The organism is Curtobacterium sp. MCLR17_034, assembly GCF_003234485.1.
Taxonomy (GTDB): Bacteria; Actinomycetota; Actinomycetes; order Actinomycetales; family Microbacteriaceae; genus Curtobacterium; species Curtobacterium flaccumfaciens.
Genome location: NZ_QKTH01000015.1, coordinates 14,426 through 32,271 on the forward strand (window position 1 = coordinate 14,426; position 17,846 = coordinate 32,271).

General features: G+C 71.6%; 14 protein-coding genes. 6 read left to right on the forward strand and 8 right to left on the reverse strand.

Annotated features, from left to right (window positions below):
- Window positions 1-71 precede the first annotated feature (71 nt).
- On the forward strand, window positions 72-1,880 hold the full coding sequence (locus tag DEI98_RS13965; protein ID WP_111093013.1) for a DEAD/DEAH box helicase: 1,809 nt from the start codon (window positions 72-74) through the stop codon (window positions 1,878-1,880).
- Window positions 1,881-2,218: 338 nt separating this feature from the next.
- Window positions 2,219-3,559 (forward strand): fibronectin type III domain-containing protein, encoded by a 1,341-nt coding sequence (locus tag DEI98_RS13970; RefSeq protein WP_146243529.1) that lies wholly within the window; start codon window positions 2,219-2,221, stop codon window positions 3,557-3,559.
- A gap of 144 nt (window positions 3,560-3,703) precedes the next feature.
- Here the strand turns inward: DEI98_RS13970 and DEI98_RS13975 are convergent, their stop codons facing one another.
- The gene (locus DEI98_RS13975) at window positions 3,704-4,627 is read right to left on the reverse strand and encodes an NAD-dependent epimerase/dehydratase family protein (protein ID WP_111101073.1); all 924 of its coding nucleotides are present in this window, start codon (window positions 4,625-4,627) and stop codon (window positions 3,704-3,706) included.
- A gap of 151 nt (window positions 4,628-4,778) precedes the next feature.
- On the opposite strand from DEI98_RS13975, the gene DEI98_RS13980 reads away from it, so the two are divergent.
- The 4 genes from DEI98_RS13980 (at window position 4,779) to opgC (ending at window position 10,731) form a co-directional block, all read left to right on the forward strand.
- Complete coding sequence (locus tag DEI98_RS13980; protein ID WP_111101074.1) at window positions 4,779-5,564, forward strand: TetR/AcrR family transcriptional regulator; 786 nt, start codon at window positions 4,779-4,781, stop codon at window positions 5,562-5,564.
- A gap of 309 nt (window positions 5,565-5,873) precedes the next feature.
- Entirely contained in the window at window positions 5,874-7,829 is a 1,956-nt protein-coding gene (locus DEI98_RS13985) for a glycosyltransferase (protein ID WP_258370879.1), read from the forward strand.
- The gene (locus tag DEI98_RS13990; RefSeq protein WP_111095659.1) at window positions 7,826-8,236 is read left to right on the forward strand and encodes an ATP-binding protein; all 411 of its coding nucleotides are present in this window, start codon (window positions 7,826-7,828) and stop codon (window positions 8,234-8,236) included. Before DEI98_RS13985 ends, DEI98_RS13990 begins: the two co-directional genes overlap by 4 nt.
- Window positions 8,233-10,731, forward strand: coding sequence for an OpgC domain-containing protein (gene opgC, locus DEI98_RS13995; protein ID WP_258370874.1), 2,499 nt, complete (start codon window positions 8,233-8,235; stop codon window positions 10,729-10,731). The genes DEI98_RS13990 and opgC overlap by 4 nt, the downstream gene beginning before the upstream one ends.
- A 132-nt stretch (window positions 10,732-10,863) precedes the next feature.
- Here opgC and DEI98_RS14000 read toward each other — a convergent pair whose 3' ends face one another.
- The 7 genes from DEI98_RS14000 to DEI98_RS14030 form a co-directional block, all read right to left on the reverse strand.
- Window positions 10,864-11,745: a hypothetical protein gene (locus tag DEI98_RS14000; protein ID WP_111101075.1), complete on the reverse strand. Its 882-nt coding sequence runs from the start codon at window positions 11,743-11,745 to the stop codon at window positions 10,864-10,866.
- 114 nt (window positions 11,746-11,859) lie between these two features.
- Window positions 11,860-12,483, reverse strand: a complete 624-nt coding sequence (locus DEI98_RS14005; protein WP_111095656.1) for a response regulator transcription factor — start codon at window positions 12,481-12,483, stop codon at window positions 11,860-11,862.
- Complete coding sequence (locus tag DEI98_RS14010; RefSeq protein ID WP_146243530.1) at window positions 12,480-13,853, reverse strand: ATP-binding protein; 1,374 nt, start codon at window positions 13,851-13,853, stop codon at window positions 12,480-12,482. Before DEI98_RS14010 ends, DEI98_RS14005 begins: the two co-directional genes overlap by 4 nt.
- Before the next feature lie 181 nt (window positions 13,854-14,034).
- Complete coding sequence (locus DEI98_RS14015; protein WP_111101077.1) at window positions 14,035-15,138, reverse strand: Gfo/Idh/MocA family protein; 1,104 nt, start codon at window positions 15,136-15,138, stop codon at window positions 14,035-14,037.
- Window positions 15,135-15,968: a ThuA domain-containing protein gene (locus DEI98_RS14020; protein WP_110865016.1), complete on the reverse strand. Its 834-nt coding sequence runs from the start codon at window positions 15,966-15,968 to the stop codon at window positions 15,135-15,137. The genes DEI98_RS14015 and DEI98_RS14020 overlap by 4 nt, the downstream gene beginning before the upstream one ends.
- 32 nt (window positions 15,969-16,000) lie before the next feature.
- The gene (locus DEI98_RS14025; RefSeq protein WP_084740987.1) at window positions 16,001-16,888 is read right to left on the reverse strand and encodes a carbohydrate ABC transporter permease; all 888 of its coding nucleotides are present in this window, start codon (window positions 16,886-16,888) and stop codon (window positions 16,001-16,003) included.
- The gene (locus tag DEI98_RS14030) at window positions 16,881-17,846 is read right to left on the reverse strand and encodes a carbohydrate ABC transporter permease (protein ID WP_110865017.1); all 966 of its coding nucleotides are present in this window, start codon (window positions 17,844-17,846) and stop codon (window positions 16,881-16,883) included. The genes DEI98_RS14025 and DEI98_RS14030 overlap by 8 nt, the downstream gene beginning before the upstream one ends.

A 17,846-nucleotide genomic window follows, 5' to 3' on the forward strand; every position in this document is an offset into this window, starting at 1 on the left:
GGAGGCCCGTGGCGGCGCCGCCACGGGCCTCCCGTCCCTGCGGAGCGCGCATTCGAGATACCGTTGGTGGTATGAGCACGGACACCACCCCCACCACTGAGACCCTCGACGACGGGCCCGTGGTGACGTTCGCCGATCTCGGCCTGAGCGACGCTGTGCTCAAGGCCGTCAAGGACATCGGTTACGAGACCCCTTCCGCCATCCAGGAAGCCACCATCCCCACCCTCCTCGCCGGGCGCGACGTCGTCGGCCTGGCACAGACCGGTACCGGCAAGACCGCGGCCTTCGCGCTGCCGATCCTGTCCCGCATGGAGTCCGGCAGCAAGAAGCCCCAGGCGCTCGTGCTGTCCCCGACGCGCGAGCTCGCCCTGCAGGTGTGCGAGGCGTTCGAGCAGTTCGCGTCCCACATGAAGAACGTCCACGTCCTGCCGGTCTACGGCGGCCAGGCCTACGGCGTGCAGCTCTCCGCCCTGCGCCGCGGCGTCGACGTCATCGTCGGCACCCCCGGTCGCATCATGGACCACCTGGCGAAGGGCACGCTCGACCTGTCCGAGCTGAAGTACCTGGTGCTCGACGAGGCCGACGAGATGCTCAAGATGGGCTTCGCCGAGGACGTCGAGACGATCCTCGCCGACACCCCGGACGACAAGCAGGTCGCGCTCTTCTCGGCCACCATGCCCGCGCAGATCCGTCGCATCTCGCAGCAGTACCTGACCGACCCGGCCGAGATCACCGTCAAGACCAAGACGAAGACCGCCGCGAACATCACGCAGCGCTACCTGATGGTCTCGTACCCGCAGAAGGTCGACGCGCTCACCCGCATCCTCGAGGTCGAGGACTTCGAGGGCATGATCATCTTCGTCCGCACCAAGAGCGAGACCGAGACCCTGGCCGAGAAGCTCCGTGCCCGCGGGTACGCCGCCGCCGCGATCAGCGGTGACGTCGCCCAGGCCCAGCGTGAGCGCACGGTCAACCAGCTGAAGTCGGGCAAGCTCGACATCCTGGTCGCCACCGACGTCGCCGCCCGTGGCCTCGACGTGGACCGCATCACGCACGTCGTGAACTTCGACATCCCGGTCGACATCGAGTCCTACGTGCACCGCATCGGTCGTACCGGCCGCGCCGGTCGCTCGGGTGACTCGATCAGCTTCGTCACCCCGCGTGAGCGTCGCCTGCTGTCCGCGATCGAGCGCCACACCAAGCAGCCGCTCACGCAGATGCAGCTGCCGACCATCGACGACGTCAACGAGACGCGCCTGACCCGCTTCGACGACGCCATCACCGCGGCGCTCGAGGACCAGGGCCGGATCGCCGCCTTCCGCGACGTCATCGCGCACTACGTCGAGCACCACGACGTCCCCTCGGACGACGTCGCCGCGGCCCTGGCCGTCGTGGCGCAGGGCGACTCGCCGCTGCTCCTCACCGCAGCCGACGACGCCCTCCGCAGCCAGATGGAGCGCGACGCCCGCCGCAGCGAGCGTGACGAGCGTGGTGCCCGCGACGACCGTGGCGGCCGCAACGACCGCGGCGACCGTGGTGGCGACCGCGACCGTGGTGACCGCGGCGACCGTGGCCCTCGCCGTTCGCAGCCGATGTCCCCGTACCGCATCGAGGTCGGCCGTCGTCACCGCGTCGAGCCGCGCCAGATCGTCGGTGCCCTGGCCAACGAGGGCGGCCTGCGCCGTGACGACTTCGGTGCGATCCAGATCCGTCCGGACTTCTCGATCGTCGAACTGCCGGCCGACATGGACCCCGGTGTGCTCGACCGTCTGACTGACACCCGGATCAGCGGCAAGCTCATCGAGATCCGTGCGGACCGCCGTGGCGCTGGCCGCCGCGACGACCGCGACGACCGTCCGGAGCGCAAGCCGCGCTACTGAGACGCGCCGCGTCCGAGACGCGACCCCCTTCTGACGGGAGGCCCGGTGCCAGCTGGCACCGGGCCTCCCGTCCGTCGTCGGTGCGGGTCCCCTGCCCGCGAGACGCCGTCGTGTCGGCTCCACGCCGTCGTGTCGGTTCCACGCCGCCGAGTCGGCGAGACGCCGTCTGATTCGGCGGCGTCTCGGGAACACGACGGCGTCTGCCGGTCCGGGCCCGCGGCATCTTGCGGTGCGGGGAACCGCAGATCCCTCCCGCAGGCGTTCCCCTGGGGTCCGCACGGTGCTGTGATGACCGGAGCCGTGACGCAGGGAGCCGCGGGGAAGGCAGGGGAACCATCGTGTACCGAGCACTCATCACCGCGGTCGCCGCCGCGGCGCTCGTCTTCGGAGGTGCGGTGCCGGCGACGGCGCACACCTCTCCGTCGGTGCCGGGCGCACCGACCGCCGTCCGCGTCACCGGCGACGCGGACAGTGCCACGCTGACGTGGCGTGGCCCGAAGCACGGCGCGAAGGTGACCGGCTGGAAGGTCGCGGTCGCCGCCGTCGCGAACCGGCACGACCGTCAGGTCGACCGACTCCACCCGCGCGCCCGCTCCGACCGCTTCGACGAGCTCTCGCCCGCGACCACGTACCGGTTCTCGGTGCGTGCCCTCGGACACCGGGGGACCGGACGCACGATCACGCTGCGCTGGACGTCACCGTCGGTGCCCGAGCCGGAGACGACGCAGTCGCTGTTCGCGCTCGACGGCAACGGTGACGTCGTGCGGTTCGCGGACTCCGGCAGCGGTGCGGAGACCGTCGTCGCGACGGACGGCGAAGGCTTCACCGCGAACGCCGACGGTGACGTGTTCACCCCGTCGGCGGACGGCACCGAGATCCTGCGGGACCCGGCCGACGGCAGCGGGGTCTCGATCATCGCGTCCGGCCTGCACCTGACCCCGGACCTGCGCTCCGACGCCGAGGGCAACCTGTACTGGGTGGACTCGGTGACCGGTGCGGTGCAGAAGCTGTCCGTCGGCACCTCGACCCCGAAGGTCGTGCTGGACCTGGGCGGCAAGGCCGTCGGGAGCGATGAGCGTTTCTGGACGGTCACCCCGGACGGCAAGGTCGTCGTGCTCGGCGGAACGGTCAGCCGGCCGTACGTCAAGGGCACCGGCATCGCGCCCCGCACGTTCACCGGGCCCGGCGGCTCGACCGTCGGCTACCCCGCCGGTGTGCTCGCGGACTCGCAGGGCAACGTCTACGTCGACATCCGCTCGCCCGGTGCCGCCGGGTCGTGGATCTGGTACCAGCTCAAGCCCGCGGCGACCGAACTGACGAAGATCGAACCGCGGTACGCGTTCGAGTACGCCGCCGCGAACGCGGACGGCTTCTCGCTCCTGCAGTCGGCCGAGTTCTGCCCCGCCCCGTCGGAGTACCCGACCAGCCCGACCGGTTGCAAGATCGACCGCGGCATCCCGGACAAGCTCGTGGTCGGCAGCGGCGGGACGTCCACCGTGCCGGTGACCGGGCTGACCGCCGGGTCGCGTGGCGAGCACCTGGGTGCCGCCTCCGCCGACGGGGACGTGTTCGTCTCCGTCGACAGCGGCCCCTCGGTCGGGCTGTGGAAGGTCCCCGCCGCGGGTGGAGCTGCGCAGCAGCTCGACGCGGCGCAGTACTCGAGGCTGCTGGTGATCTGACCGGCGGTGCGAGGCGGAAGGGGGGCAGGGCGCAACGGCGCGTCCTGTCCCCCTTCCGTGTGCGGCGGCGGCTGGCGGCGGGTGTTCTGGCGGCGTCGGGTTGCAGCGGCTGGCGGCGGCGGCGGCGTCGGCGGTGGTGGTGGTTCAGCCTGCGCCGGCGGCCGTCCGGCGGCACACCTCGTCCCACGGGGTCGGTTCGATGCCGAAGTGCGCCCGGCTCTCGCGGTCGTCGACCACGTACGGCGCGGTCCACTGGTAGGTCAGGTCGGCCAGCTCGCGGAGCATCGGCGACACGAGCCCGCCGACACGGAACAGGGCCGCAGGCATCCGGCGCACCGGCACCGCGGGCTTCCCCGCCGCCGTGAGGACGCCGGTGAGGGCCTGGCGCTGCGTCCGCGGGGCGTTGCTCGGCACCATCCACGCGCGGCCGTGCGCGCCCGGGTCCTCGGCAGCGGCGACGAGGGTCCGGGCGACGTCGAGCACGTCCGTGAAGGTGTGCGGCAGGTCCGTGCGACCGACCATCGACACCGCCCGTCCGCGCAGCGCCGCCGGCAGCACGCGCGTGACGTGCCCGTTCGCGCCGATCCCGGGACCGAGGTAGTCCGAGGCGCGGACCTCGACGGCCCGGACACGGCCGGCGTCGTGCGCGGCGAGGGCATCCGCCCACAGCGTCGCCCGGAGCACCCCCTTGTGGTCTGTGGCGGCGTCCGGCAGTCCCTCGTGCATCGGCCCGTCGACCGGGCCGTACGGGTACAGGTTCCCGGTGATGGCGTAGGTCGCCCCGGTGCGTTCGGCCGCGGTGAGCAGTGCTGCGGCGAGCGGGGGCCAGGTGCGCTCCCACTGCGTGTAGTCGCCGGGGTTCGCGCAGTTGTAGAGGGTGGCTGCTCCCTCGGTGGCGCGGGAGAGGGCATCGGCATCGGAGGCGTCGAGCGCGAGGTGCTCGACACCGGCGATGCCCGTGCTGCGACCGGAGCGGGAGACGACGGTGACGCGGTCACCCCGGACGGTCAACAACTCCGCGACGTGCCGGCCGACGGGGCCGGCGCCGACGATGAGGTGGTGGGGCATGGTCTCCTGCTTCCTGGTTGATCGCTTGTTGGTCGTTTGTTGGTCCTTGCGAGAGCACTGCTCTCGGAATCGAGCATGGCGGTTCGTCGACGCGAAAGCAAGAGCAGTGCTCTCCTTTGTGTGCGCTGCTCTCTCGTGCCAGGATCGTGGGATGGCACCCACCGCCCGAGCACTGGCACGGCAGACGGTCACCGCGGACATCCTGGCCGCGGCACGCACCCGCCTGACCGACGAGGGTCCGGCCGCCCTCAGCCTGCGTGCCGTCGCCCGTGACGTCGGGATGGTCTCGTCGGCCGTGTACCGGTACTTCCCGAGCCGCGACGACCTGCTGACGGCCCTGCTCATCACCGACTACGACGAACTCGGCACCGCGGTCGAGGCCGCCGGTGCCGCGGCCGGACCGGCTCCCGGTACGCGCTGGGTCGCGATGTGCCGGGCGATCCGCGACTGGTCGATCGCGCACCCGGGGGACTTCGCGCTGCTGTTCGGCTCGCCTGTGCCGGGCTACGCGGCGCCGCGCGAGACCGTCGTGCCCGCGTCGCGGACGGCGCTGGCGCTGGTGCGCGTGGTCGCGGACGCCGTCGGCTCCGGTATGTCCGATGCGCCCGGTGCGTCCGGTGCGTCCGGTGCGGCGGGCTCGTCCGTCACGTCGACGCCGGGGGCGGCCGGGAGGCCCGGATCACCCACCGCGCCCACGGCGGCTCCCGGGGTGGCCGGTCCCGCCGTCGCGGACGGGGTCGCCACCCTGCGCTCGTTCGGCATCGCCCTGCCCGACGAGGTCCTCGTCCGCACCCTGATGGCCTGGACGACGGTGTTCGGGACGATCTCGTTCGAGCTCTTCGGGCACTTCGTCGGTTCCGTGTCCGACCCGGCCGCCTACTTCGACCAGGTCATCGTGCGTCTGGCGGATGACCTGGGGTTCACCGCAACGTTCTGACGCGCGTGCTGTCCCCAGATCGGGTGCGCAGCCTGACAGAGCGCCCGCCCGTGCGGTAGACAGGTCGTCACGCCGAGGTCGTGCCCGATGACCGGAGCGGACGACCGGCACGGTGCCCTCGGGGCAGCTGCCGGCCGGAACCACACTCGGGCGTGTGCGACGCGGCCGGGGCTCGCGCGGGGATCAGGAGGAACGCTTGCGACGCAGCACGTCCGGCGACGCCGTGGACGGGGAGACCCGGTGACCGCGCTCGACGTCAGCAGACAGGACCGCCGCCGCCTGAGCACCGGCACCGCCCGCCGACGCCTGGTGACCGTGCGGACGGTGGCGCTCCTGGCGTCCCTCGCCGGGGTGAACTACATCGTGTGGCGCTGGGCGGCCTCGGTGAACTGGCACTCGTGGTGGATCGCGGTGCCGCTGATCCTCGCCGAGACCTACAGCGTCATCGACTCCCTGCTCTTCGCCCTCGGGGCCTGGCGGCTCCGGGAGCGCGGCGAACCACCGGCGAAGCCGTCCACCGACGTCACCGTCGACGTCTTCATCACGACCTACAACGAGCCGATCGACCTGGTCGAGCGCACCGCCCGGGCGGCGAAGGCGATCACGCACCCGCACACCACCTGGATCCTCGACGACGGCAACCGCCCCGAGATGCGTGCGGCGGCCGACGCGCTCGGCATCGGCGTCATCACCCGCGGTGCCGACTGGGTGGACCGACCCCGGCACGCCAAGGCCGGCAACCTCAACAACGCCCTGCTCGCGACCCAGGGCGAGTTCCTGCTCATCCTCGACGCCGACCAGGTGCCCGACCCGGCGATCCTCGACCGCACCCTCGGCTACTTCAAGGACCCGGAGATGGCGCTCGTGCAGACGCCACAGTGGTTCGAGAACGTGCCGGACGACGACCCCCTCGGCAGCCAGGCGCCGCTGTTCTACGGTCCGATCCAGCAGTCGAAGGACGGCTGGAACGCCGCGTTCTTCTGCGGGTCGAACGCCATCCTGCGACGCGAAGCGCTCATGCAGCTGGGCATCTCGCGCTACGTGGCCGAGGTCGAGGCGTCCGTGCAGCGCACCCTCGCGACCTCGCGCAAGCTCCTCGCCCGCTCCCGCGAGACCGAGACCGACCCGCGCGTGCTCGCCGCCCTCGACGACGCCGAGGCCGTGGTGGACCAGGCGCGTGAACAGGTCCGCGCCGGTGAGCCCCTCGGTGACGTGACGTACGGGTTCCAGCGGGGGATCGACGCCATCGCCTTCCGGTTCGCCGCCGCCGACCTCGAGTCCGTGCGGAACGACCTGCAGGAGCTCGCGGCGATGTCGACCGACGCCAACACCTTCGCCGGTCTCGACGACGCCGCGCTCGACGTGCTCGGCCGGCGCGAGGCTTCACCGGTCGCCGCCATCGAGTCCATCGCGGTGCTCGCCCGTGCCCTCGACGTCAACCGCGACGACGAGGCGCAGCCGATCATGCCGCTGGCGACGATCTCGGTGACCGAGGACATGGCCACGGCGATGCGCCTGCACGGCCTCGGCTGGAAGTCGGCGTACCACGACGAGATCCTGGCGAAGGGGCTGGCCCCCGAGGACCTGCCGACGATGCTCGTGCAGCGACTCCGCTGGGCGCAGGGCACCATGCAGGTGTTCTTCCGCGAGAACCCCCTGGTGCAGAAGGGGCTGTCGTGGGGGCAGCGGCTCATGTACTTCTCGACGATGTGGAGCTACCTGTCGGGGTTCGCCGCGATCGTCTACATCGCCGCCCCGGTGCTCTGCCTGTCGTTCGGGGTCATCCCGGTGCAGGCCTACAGCGTCGACTTCTTCGCCCGGCTCATCCCGTTCCTGGTGTTGAACCAGCTGTTGTTCTGGGTGGTGGCCGCCGGCAGGCCGACCTGGCGCGGGCAGCAGTACTCGCTCGCCCTGTTCCCGGTCTGGATCGAGTCGGTGACCAGCGCGTTCCAGAACGTCTACCGGGGCAAGCCGCTCGGGTTCCGCGTCACCCCGAAGGTGCGCGACGAGACCGAGCAGAAGCCGCGGTGGGACCTGGTCAAGCCGCAGCTGTACGCGATGGGCGCCCTGGTCGCGGCCCTGGTCATGATCGGCATCCGGTACCTGACCGGCCAGGCCGAGGGGATCGCGCCGCTCGTGAACACCGGGTGGGTCGTCTTCGACCTGTTCATCTTCAGCATCGTGATCCGGGCCGTCCGGTACCGCGGCCCGGCCACACCAGTCCAGTCCGAACACGAGTCGAGCACCGCCGGAGGACCCCTGTGAGCACCGAGACCACGTTCGAGGTCGCCGCGATGCCCGACTCCCTCGACGAGGTGCAGGACCGGTTCGCCGCGTGGTGGGACGGCCTGGGCATCGACGACGTGCGGCTCCGGTTCGCACTCGAGACCGCGTTGGCCGAGGTCGCCGCGAACATCGTCGAGCACACCGTCCGCGCCGACCGGGGGACCGGGCGCCGGTACACGGTGCGCCTCGAGGCCACCGACCAGGCCCTGACCGCGGTGCTGACCGACAACGGGATGCCCGTCGACATCGACCTGAGTGCCGTGACGATGGCGGACGTCGAGCAGGAGAGCGGTCGCGGTCTGGCCCTCGCGATCGCCGCGCTCGACCGCCTCGAGCACCGGCACGAGCCCGGCCACAACGTCTGGACGCTCGCGTGCGACCGGTGAAGCAGCCGGTGGTCCGCGCGGTCGCCCTCCTCGTCACGATCGCCACGCTCCTGCTCGGTGGTGCGCTGCCGGCGTCCGCGGCGTCCGCGGCGTCCGTGCAGACCGCTGCCGCCGTGCAGCCGGCCGAGGGCTCGACGTGGTTCGGCCCCGACCTCGACTGGGCCGGTGATTCGCCCGAGGGGTACGAGGGACGGCTCGGCGCGACGCCGTCGATGTACGGGGTCTCCGTCGACTACCCGCTCGACCGCACCGCGAAGCAGGAACTCCTCCGCTCCGCGCGTGCGGCCGCGACCCAGGGTGCGGTGCTCGTCGTGAGCCTCGAACCCGACCGCGAACTCCGGACGCTCGACACCGCGGACACCCGCGCCGCCAACACCGTGTTCGAGGACCTGCACGACCAGTACGACACCCAGGTGCTCGTCCGGTTCGCACCGCAGATGAACGGCACGTGGGTCCGCTGGGGCCAGCAGCCTACGCAGTTCGTCCGGGTGTTCCGGGCGCTCGCCGCGACCGTGCACGCGGGCACGTCGGACGCGCTCATGGTCTGGTCGCCGGGGTACGGCGCCGGCTACCCGTTCGGCGAGTCCGCCGGGCGGCTGCGGAACCTGTCCCCGGTCGACGTCGCGAAGGCGGACACGAACGGCGACGGAGCGCTCACCGGTGCCGACGACCCGTACGGGCCGTACTGGCCGGGAGCCGAGGCCGTCGACTGGGTCGGGCTCTCGATGTTCTCGTACGGCAAGGGCGACCCGACCGAGGCCGCCGGTCGCGCCGTGCCGCTCACCCGCAGCGGTGAGGTCGAGTCCCGGTTCGACGAGGACTGGGGCTACGACCAGCCGCAGTCGGGCACGTTCTACGACCGGTTCGCGGTGGCCGACGACCGTCCGATGCTGCTCGACACGGGTGCCCTGTACAACCGCGAGCTGCAGGGTGACGCCGAACTCCAGGTCAAGCGGAGCTGGTGGCGGCAGGTGCTCGCCGCCGTGCAGGAGCGTCCGCTGATCCGGGGCATGACCGTGCTCGAGGCGGAACGACGCGAGCCCGAGGCCGGCAACCGCGTGGCCGACTGGCGGCTCACCGCGGACCCGGACGTCGCGGAGGCCTTCCGCGCCGATCTCGAGCGGTCCGGTGACTTCGCCTTCGGCCCGGTCACCGATCGTGTGAGCGTGCAGCAGGGCAACGCCGCGATCTCCCAGGAGTACGAGACCGGCGGCGACCAGATGGCGTGGATCGTCTGGATGGCCGCCGGCCTGGCGATCCTGTTCCTGCTGAGCGGGGTGTTCGGTCGGCTGCTGCCGAGCTGGCGCTACCCGGACGACGGCAAGCCCGGCCGTGACCTGCGCCTCGACCTGTTCCGCGGGTTCATCATCCTCGCCGTGGTGATCACCCACATCGAGATCGGCGGGCCGTACTCGTACCTCACGCTGCACGCCGTCGGGGCGATCACCGGCGCCGAGATGTTCGTGTTCCTGTCCGGCATGGTCCTCGGCATGACGTACCCGTTCGCCGTGAAGAAGTTCGGCGAGTGGGCGGCCGCGATCGGGGCGTGGAAGCGCGCCCGCAAGCAGTACGTCGTCACGCTCGTGGTGATCCTGGTGGTCTTCGCGCTGAGCTTCGTCCCGTTCCTGAACACCGACGCCATCACCACGTTCACCGACCGCGGCACGGGCACCGGCGGCGTCGATGCCGAGGGCCGGGTCTACGACCTGTACCCGAACGCGATGCAGCTGCTCGCCTACCCGCCGCCCTGGTACGCAATCCGGCAGTTCCTGCTGCTCGAGATGGGGCCGTGGCCGTTCAACATCATGGGCCTGTTCGTGGTGCTGAGCCTGTTCATCCCGGCGTTGATCTGGGTGATCCGCCGCGGGTTCTGGTGGGCGCTCCTCGCCGCCAGTTGGGCGCTGTACGTGTTCCAGGCGCTCAACCCCGAATTCCGTCCGCTGAACTCGCAGTTCGAGGCGGTGTTCCCCCTGTTCACCTGGCAGGTGGTGTTCACCCACGGGCTCGTGCTCGGGTACTACCGGCGGCAGATCGTCGGCGCGCTCACCGGGCGTCTCGGCAAGGTCCTGGTCGGCATCGCCGTCGGTGGGTACGCGGCGTTCCTGGTCTACGTTTGGGCCGGCGACCACTTCGGGTTCACCCCGGTGCCGTTCCCGTCGACGATGTACGAGTCCCTGTACAACACGGCGTACCAGCGGGTGGACCTGCAGTGGGGCCGCCTGGTGGACATCGCGTTCTTCGCGATCGTGTCCTACGCGATCCTCACCGTGTTCTGGAAGCCCATCGCCGCCGCCATCGGCTGGCTCTGGATCCCGCTCGGGCAGGCGAGCCTGTACGTGTTCGTCTGGCAGGTGTTCTTCGCCCTGGCGATCGCGTCGATCCCCGGTGTGCCGTGGGGGGACTTCTGGATCGGGTTCGTGGTGCACACGGCGCTGATCCTGCTGGCCTGGTACATGGTCCGCAAGAAGTTCCTGTTCTCCGTCATCCCGCGCTGACCGCGTGCACGGATGGTGAGCAGGAATGGTCGGGTCCGACGTGCGGACCCGACCATTCCTGCTCACGAAGCGAGGGCGGACGGACAGGAGGCCCGTGGCGGCGTCGCCACGGGCCTCCCGTCCGTCAGGCGCTCACGCGATCCGCGTGACGCTCAGCGGCGTCGGGTCCACGGGGTCCGGCGGGACCGGGAGCGACCCGCGGATCTGGTTCTGCGCCTGGCAGTCGCTGGTGCAGTTCGTCGCACCCTGCGACAGTTCGACGGCGTCCTCGCCGAGCACCCCGCCCAGACGCCCGCCGGGCTGGACCGTCCACGTGGTCGTCGTCGTGGTCTGCGAGGTCTTCGTGGCGACCTGCGGGCTGTCCTTGCCGAGGAGCATCTGGTGGGCGCCGCTGCCCGACGACACCGCGGCCGTCCCGTCGCCGAAGTTGATCTTGCCCGTGTACGGGTTCGTGAAGTAGAACAGCCCCGCCCCGAGCGTGTGGGTGAACGTCACTGGCCCGGAGAACTCCGTCTCCATTTGGAAGATACCGCCCTGGGCGCCGTCCTTCGCCTGGATCTTGTACTTGCCGAGCCCGGTCGAGAAGATCGCGACGAGGGTGTCGTCCTTGACCTCGAGCGACGAGAGCTTCGTGCTGGCGAGCTGCGCGGCGGTGAGCGACGGGACCTTCGACGCGAACACCACGGTCGGCTTCGTCACCATGCGCTGCGTGTCCGCGGCGCCGGTCAGCGTGTAGTCGTACACGCCGAGGTCGGCGATCCGGATGTCGAAGCCGTTGTGCTTGCCCCGGACCGCGATCGTGCCGGCGACCGCGACGTCCCGGATCTTCAGCTCCTTGCCCTGGGCGGGGTTCGTCGTGACCCCGTTCACGGTGACGGCGTAGTCACCGCCGGTCGAGGTCTTGCCGGACGCGTTCGCGGGGGAGACCCCGACGAGGGCAGCGGCGGCGACGGTGCCGAGGGCGATCGCGGCGACGATGCCGCTGCTGATCCTGCGTGAGCGCTGGGTGTGCATGGGTGCCTCCTGGTGGGCCTGTCTGGCCGGTACGACGATCGTCGCCGCCAGCCCGACTCCGCACCATCGGACCTTGGTACTAGTACCCGGTCAGCAGCGTGCAGCAGGGCACGGTCACCAGCCGTGGTCGCGCGCCCACAGCGCCGCGCTCGTGCGGTCCGCGACGCCGATCCGCCGGAACAGCGACCCGACGTGCACCTTCACGGTCCGCTCCGCGATGCCGAGTTCCGTGCCGATCTGCCGGTTCGACATGCCGCGGGCGATGCGGACGAGCACGTCCCGTTCCCGGGGCGGGAGCTCCGGGCCCCGGTCCGCGGCGGCGCCGGCGGCTGCTCCGGGCAGGAGCGCCCGGGCCACCCGGGGGTCGATCGGCGTCTCGTCGCGCGCTGCGGCACGGACCGCCGCGACCACGTCGTCGGGCGCGGCGTCCTTGAGCAGGTAGCCCGTGGCGCCGGCTGCCAACGCGGCGCGCACCCGGTGGTCGTCCGAGAACGTCGTGACGACGAGGACCCGGACCGACGGCAGGAGCGCCCGCACCTGCCTGGTCGCCTCCACACCGCCGGCACCGGGCATCGACAGGTCCATCACGACGACGTCGGGCCGCAGCGTCGGCACGAGCGCCACCGCCGCTTCGCCGGTGGCCGCCTCGCCGACGACCTCGCAGTCGTCGGTCGTCGCGAGCACCGCGCGCAGCCCGCTCCGGACCAGCGCGTGGTCGTCGACCAGCAGGACCCTCACCGCAGGGCCTCCGCGTCGACGGGGACCCCGAGGTCCCAGGTGGTGCCGGCACCCGGAGCGGTCCGGAGCAGCAGGGACCCGCCGGTGTCCTCGGCGACCTCGCGCAGCAGGGTCGTGCCGAGGTGTCCGGTGCGGCCGCCCTCGACGACCACGGCGGGGTCGAAGCCCGCCCCGTCGTCGTGCACGACCACCCGGACCGAGCCGCCGGCCTGCGTGACCGTGACGTCCACCCGGGTCGCTTCGGCGTGCTTGACGACGTTCCAGACGGCCTCACGGACGAAGCGCACGACCGCGAGCAGCGCGGCGGGGGACGCGTCGACGGCGTCCGGCACCCGCACGGTGGTCGCGAGCCCCGCTGCACGCGCGCGGGCACAGGCGTCGTCGAGGGCGGCACCGAGTCCCTCGGGCGTCGGAGCCGCCGGCCGGATCGTCGCCATCGAGGTCCGCAGCGACGACACCGCACCCCGGAGCACGGTGGCGGCGTCGCGCGTGGCGGGATCGGCACCGAGGGACAGTGCGAGTCCGGCGACGTCCTGCACCGGTCCGTCGTGCAGTTCGGCGGCCATCCGTCGGCGTTCCGCGGCCTCGGCGTCGAGCGCGCGACCGAGCAGCCGCTCCCGCAGGCGCTGCCCGGAACGGATCCGCAGCAGCAACCCGAGCAGCAGCGGCACCAGGAGCGCGAGCACCACGGCCACCGTGCCGAACGCCAGGACGGCGAACGACCGTCGCAGGTCCGCGGCGCGCGCGAGCACCTGGTCGTACGGCTGGTACGCCTCGAACAGCAGCGCCTCGCCGGACGGCGTGTGCACGGCCTGGTACGCCTCGAGCAGCGGCCCGTGCCCGCGCTCGTAGCGGTTCTCCGGCTCGGTCAGGTCGGACACCTCGGCGTCGGAGCGGTCCGACTCCAGCGCCTCCAGGTCCTCGTCGGACAGCGGGAAGCGCTCGCCGACCAGTCGACGTTCGTCCGACCAGAGCACCGTGCCGTCGGCCGCCCAGAGCTTCATCCGGACCGCCGACCCGGCGCGCAGCTCACCGGCCACCGCGTCGTCCAGGCGCGTCCGTGCGGCAGCCCGGTCGACGGCGGAGCGGGACGGGTCGGCGACCGCGTCGAGCAGTGCGGGTTCGACCACGACCCGTGCGAGCGCCGCGGTGTCGCTGGTCGCGTCACGGACGGCGAACGACTCCGCGATGCGTTGCGCCACCAGGGTGCCGGCGGTCGCGACCGCGGCGCCGCCGACGACCGCGGCGAGCACGACGCCGACCAGGACGAGCCGCCAGGGCGTCCGGCCGGTCCTCCGGCGCGGGTCGGCCGCGACGAGCACGACCGGCTCTGCCGCCGTGTCACTTTCCGACGACCGTTGTCCGTGCACCCGGACACCGTAACCGGCGGCGTCCCCACCGGGCGCGCGTGGGGCCCGGATCGCCGCAGAACGCAGGCCTGGAGGCCCGTGGCGGCGTCGCCACGGGCCTCCAGGCCTGCTCGGGGTGCGTCGTACCGCACATGGTGAGCAGGAACGGTCGGGTCGCGGTGCGCGACCCGACCGTTCCTGCTCACGAAGCGGGCAGCCGCTCGCGCAGGGCGCCGCGGACCGACTCCCACCCGGCCAGGCGGTCGCGGATCGCGTCGTCCTGCTCGGCGGCCAGGGCGTCCCGGTGCGCCTGTTCGAGCACCTCGTCGATGACGACCCGGCGGCCGCTGCGGGCCGAGGTGATGGCTGCGTCGACCATCGTGAGGCTCATCACGTTGCCGTGCACCTCGCCGTCCGGCACCTCGCCGGAGCGGACCGCCCGGACGAAGGACGCCAGCGACCCGGCGATCTCGTGCCCGACCGACGGCGCAGCGGCAGGGGAACCGGGGGTGCCGTCGAGGTCGCTCGACGGGTCGTGGTCGCCGTCCCAGAGCGCCGTGCCGGCCGCTCCGGAGGCACGCCAGTCGCCGTTCCACGAGGTCTCGGCACCCGGCGCGCACCACGAGCCGTCGTAGACGTAGCGGACGTCGTCCTCGAACGTGAAGACGGCTGCGGCGGCCGCGTCGCCCCGGTACCAGGACCACGACGGGTTCCACGACTCGCAGTACACCGACACCGGGTCGCGTTCGAGCACGTACCGGGCGGAGTCGAAGGCGTGGATGGCCATGTCGAGCAGCAGGACGTCGTCCATCTCCTCGCGGAACCCACCGAAGTGCGGCGCCTTCGCGAACCGGGTGCTCAGCCCGCCCACGGCACCGAGGTCGCGGACGTGCTGCCGGAACGCGACGAGCTGGTCGTTGTACCGGCGGGACTGCGACACCATGAACAGCTTGCCCGTGGCCTCGGCGGCGGCGGCGAGCGACAGCGCTTCGGCGACGGTCTGCGCTGCCGGCTTCTCGCCGAGCACGGGGAGCCCGGCACGGAGCGCCTGCAGGGTGACCGGGTGGTGCGCGACCGGCACGGTGATGTCGAGGACGGCCTCGGCACCGGTCTCGGCGGCCAGCGCGGTCAGGTCCGTGCCGACCGGGATCGACGGGTCGCCGGCGTGCTCGGCCCCGGCGCGGGCGGCGTCGAGGTCGAGGTCGACGATGCCGACCAGCTGGACCTCGGGGTCGGCGGCGACGGTGGCGAGCCAGGCCCGCCCCATCCCGCCGGCGCCGACCTGCAGGACGCGGAGGGGGCTCACGCCTGTGCCCCGTCGCGCTCGGCCACGGGCTCGGCGGTCTCGGGCTCGGCGTCGTCGGGCTCCGCGTCGTCGAACGGGCCGCGGTAGTGCTGCCCGTCGAAGTACTCGCCCAGGTCGTAGCGGCGGAGCGTCGGGATCTCCCGCTCCCGCTCGGGCCGCGCCCACTCGGCACCGTTCGCGATCACGCGGCGGACGTCCGGGTGGTGGTAGACGGGGAAGTCCTGGTCACCGGGGGAGAAGTAGAAGATCTTCCCGAGGCCGCGGCGGTAGGTCATGCCGCTCCGGAACACCTCGCCGCCCGTGAAGCCCGAGATGAACACGAGCTCGTCGGGCGTCGGGACGTCGAAGTACTCGCCGTACATCTCCTGCTCGGGGATGACGATCGGGTTCGGCACCCCGCGGGTGATCGGGTGCTGCGGGTTGACGGTCCAGACGAGCTCCTGGTCGTGCTCGCTGCGCCAGCGGAGGGTGCAGGTGGTGCCCATCAGCTTGCCGAAGATCTTCGACCAGTGGCCGGAGTGCAGGACGAGCAGCCCCATGCCGGAGAGCACGTGCTTGTGCACCCGGTCGACCACGGCGTCGTCGACGTCCTGGTGTGCGGCGTGCCCCCACCAGGTGAGGACGTCGGTGTTCGCGAGGACCTCGTCGGTGAGGCCGTGCTCGGGCTCCTGCATGGTGGCGGTCCGGACGACGGCCTCGGGCAGGTGCTCGCGGATGCCGTCCGCGATCGCGCCGTGCATGCCGTCCGGGTACCGCTCGGCGACGTGCTGCTCGACCTGTTCGTGGACGTTCTCGCCCCAGACGGTGATGCGGAGCGGGGTGGTGGTCATGGTGTGTGCCTTTCGGGGGTGGTGAGACCCGGTCACTTGACTGCGCCGCCGGTGGCCCCGGCGGCGATGAACTTCTGCGCCACGAGCAGCAGCACGATGGCGGGGATCGAGGCCATCACCGCGGCGGCCATGACGGTCGACCAGTCGGCGGTGAAGGTGCCGATGTAGTTGTAGATGCCGAGGGTGATCGGCCGGACGTCCTCGGTGGTGGTGAGGGTCAGGGCGAACAGGAAGTCGCTCCAGGTGAACAGGAACGTGAACAGCCCGGCGGTGATCAGGGCGTTGGCACTGATCGGCACGACGACCGAGCGGAAGGCCCGGAAGTTGCCGGCACCGTCGACCTTGGCGGCCTCGATGATCGACGGCGGGATGTTCTGCATGAACGCCCGCATGATCAGGATCGCGAAGGGCACGCCCGCGGTGCTGTCGGCCAGGATCAGCCCCGGCACGGTGTTGAGCAGCCCGAGGTCGTTGTACGCGGCGTACAGGGCGTTCGCGACGACGATGCCCGGGATCATCTGCGAGATGAGGATGCCGAACAGCACCGCGTTGATGCCCTTGACCTTGAACTGGGCGAGCGCGTAGGACGCCGGCGTCGCGATGAGCAGGCTGACGACGACGCTGCCCAGGGCGATCACCAGGCTCGTGACCAGGGCGCCGCCCTGGTCGGCGATGGCCTGCGCGTAGCCGCCGAGCTGGGCGTTGATCGGGAACCAGGCGGCCTCGATCGCGGAGCCGGCCGGCTGCAGCGAGATGTTGATCATCCAGTAGACGGGGAACAGCATCACGGCGAGGATCAGGATCCCGACGCCGGACAGCACCCACTGCTTCGCGCTCGTGGGACGGACGGGCCGCCGGGCACCGCGGGTGACCACCGCGCGGGTCCGGAGGGCGTCGGTGGTGGACGCTGCGTCAGTCATCGACGGCCTTCCTGTTGAGGCGGAGGTAGACGATCGCGAACAGGGCGGAGATCACGATGAGGATGTTGCTCAGCGCGGCGCCCTGCCCGAAGTCGAACTGCTTGAACGACAGGTCGTAGGACTGGGTCGCGATGGTCTGGGTGGCGTTCGCCGGCCCGCCGTTCGTCAACCCGAGGATGATGTCGAGCACCTTGATCGTGTAGACGACGCCGAGCACGAGCGTGACGCTCACGACGGGTCGCAGCATCGGCCAGGTGATCGCCCAGAAGGCCTTCCACCCGGTCGCGCCGTCGAGCGCCGCTGCCTCGTACAGCTCGGTGGGGATGTCCTGCAGACCGCCGTACAGGATCGTGGTGTTGAACGGGATCCCGATCCAGATGTTCACCGCGATGACGGTGATGAGCGCCACGGCGGGACTCGTCAGCCACGGGACCGACGGGACGCCGAAGGTGCCGAGGAACTGGTTGACGACGCCCGAGTCCTGGTCGAGCATCCACTTCCAGACCGCGCTCGAGACGATGAGCGGCAGCAGCCAGGGCAGCAGGAGCAGCGAGCGCAGGAGACCGGACAGCGGGAAGTTCCGGCGGAAGAACAGGGCGAGCAGCAGGCCGAGGACGAACTGGCCGACGATCGACCCGATCGTGAACAGCGCGGTGTTGAGCATCGCCGTGCCGAACAGCTGGGATGACACGACCGAGGCGTAGTTCGCCAGGCCGACCCACGGCGCCTCGCCCGTGTAGAACGTCGACGTCGTGTACGCCTGGAAGCTCATGACGATGTTCTTGACCACCGGGTAGCCGAAGAACAGCAGCAGGAACAGGACGGCCGGCAGCAGGAACAGCAGCTGCGCGATCCGTTCGAAGCGCAGCGAGCGGCCCGGGCGGGGCCGCCGGGACGGAGCGGGTGCTCCGTTCCCGGCGGCCCGCCGTGGGGCGACGGGGGTCGCGGTGCTCGTCAT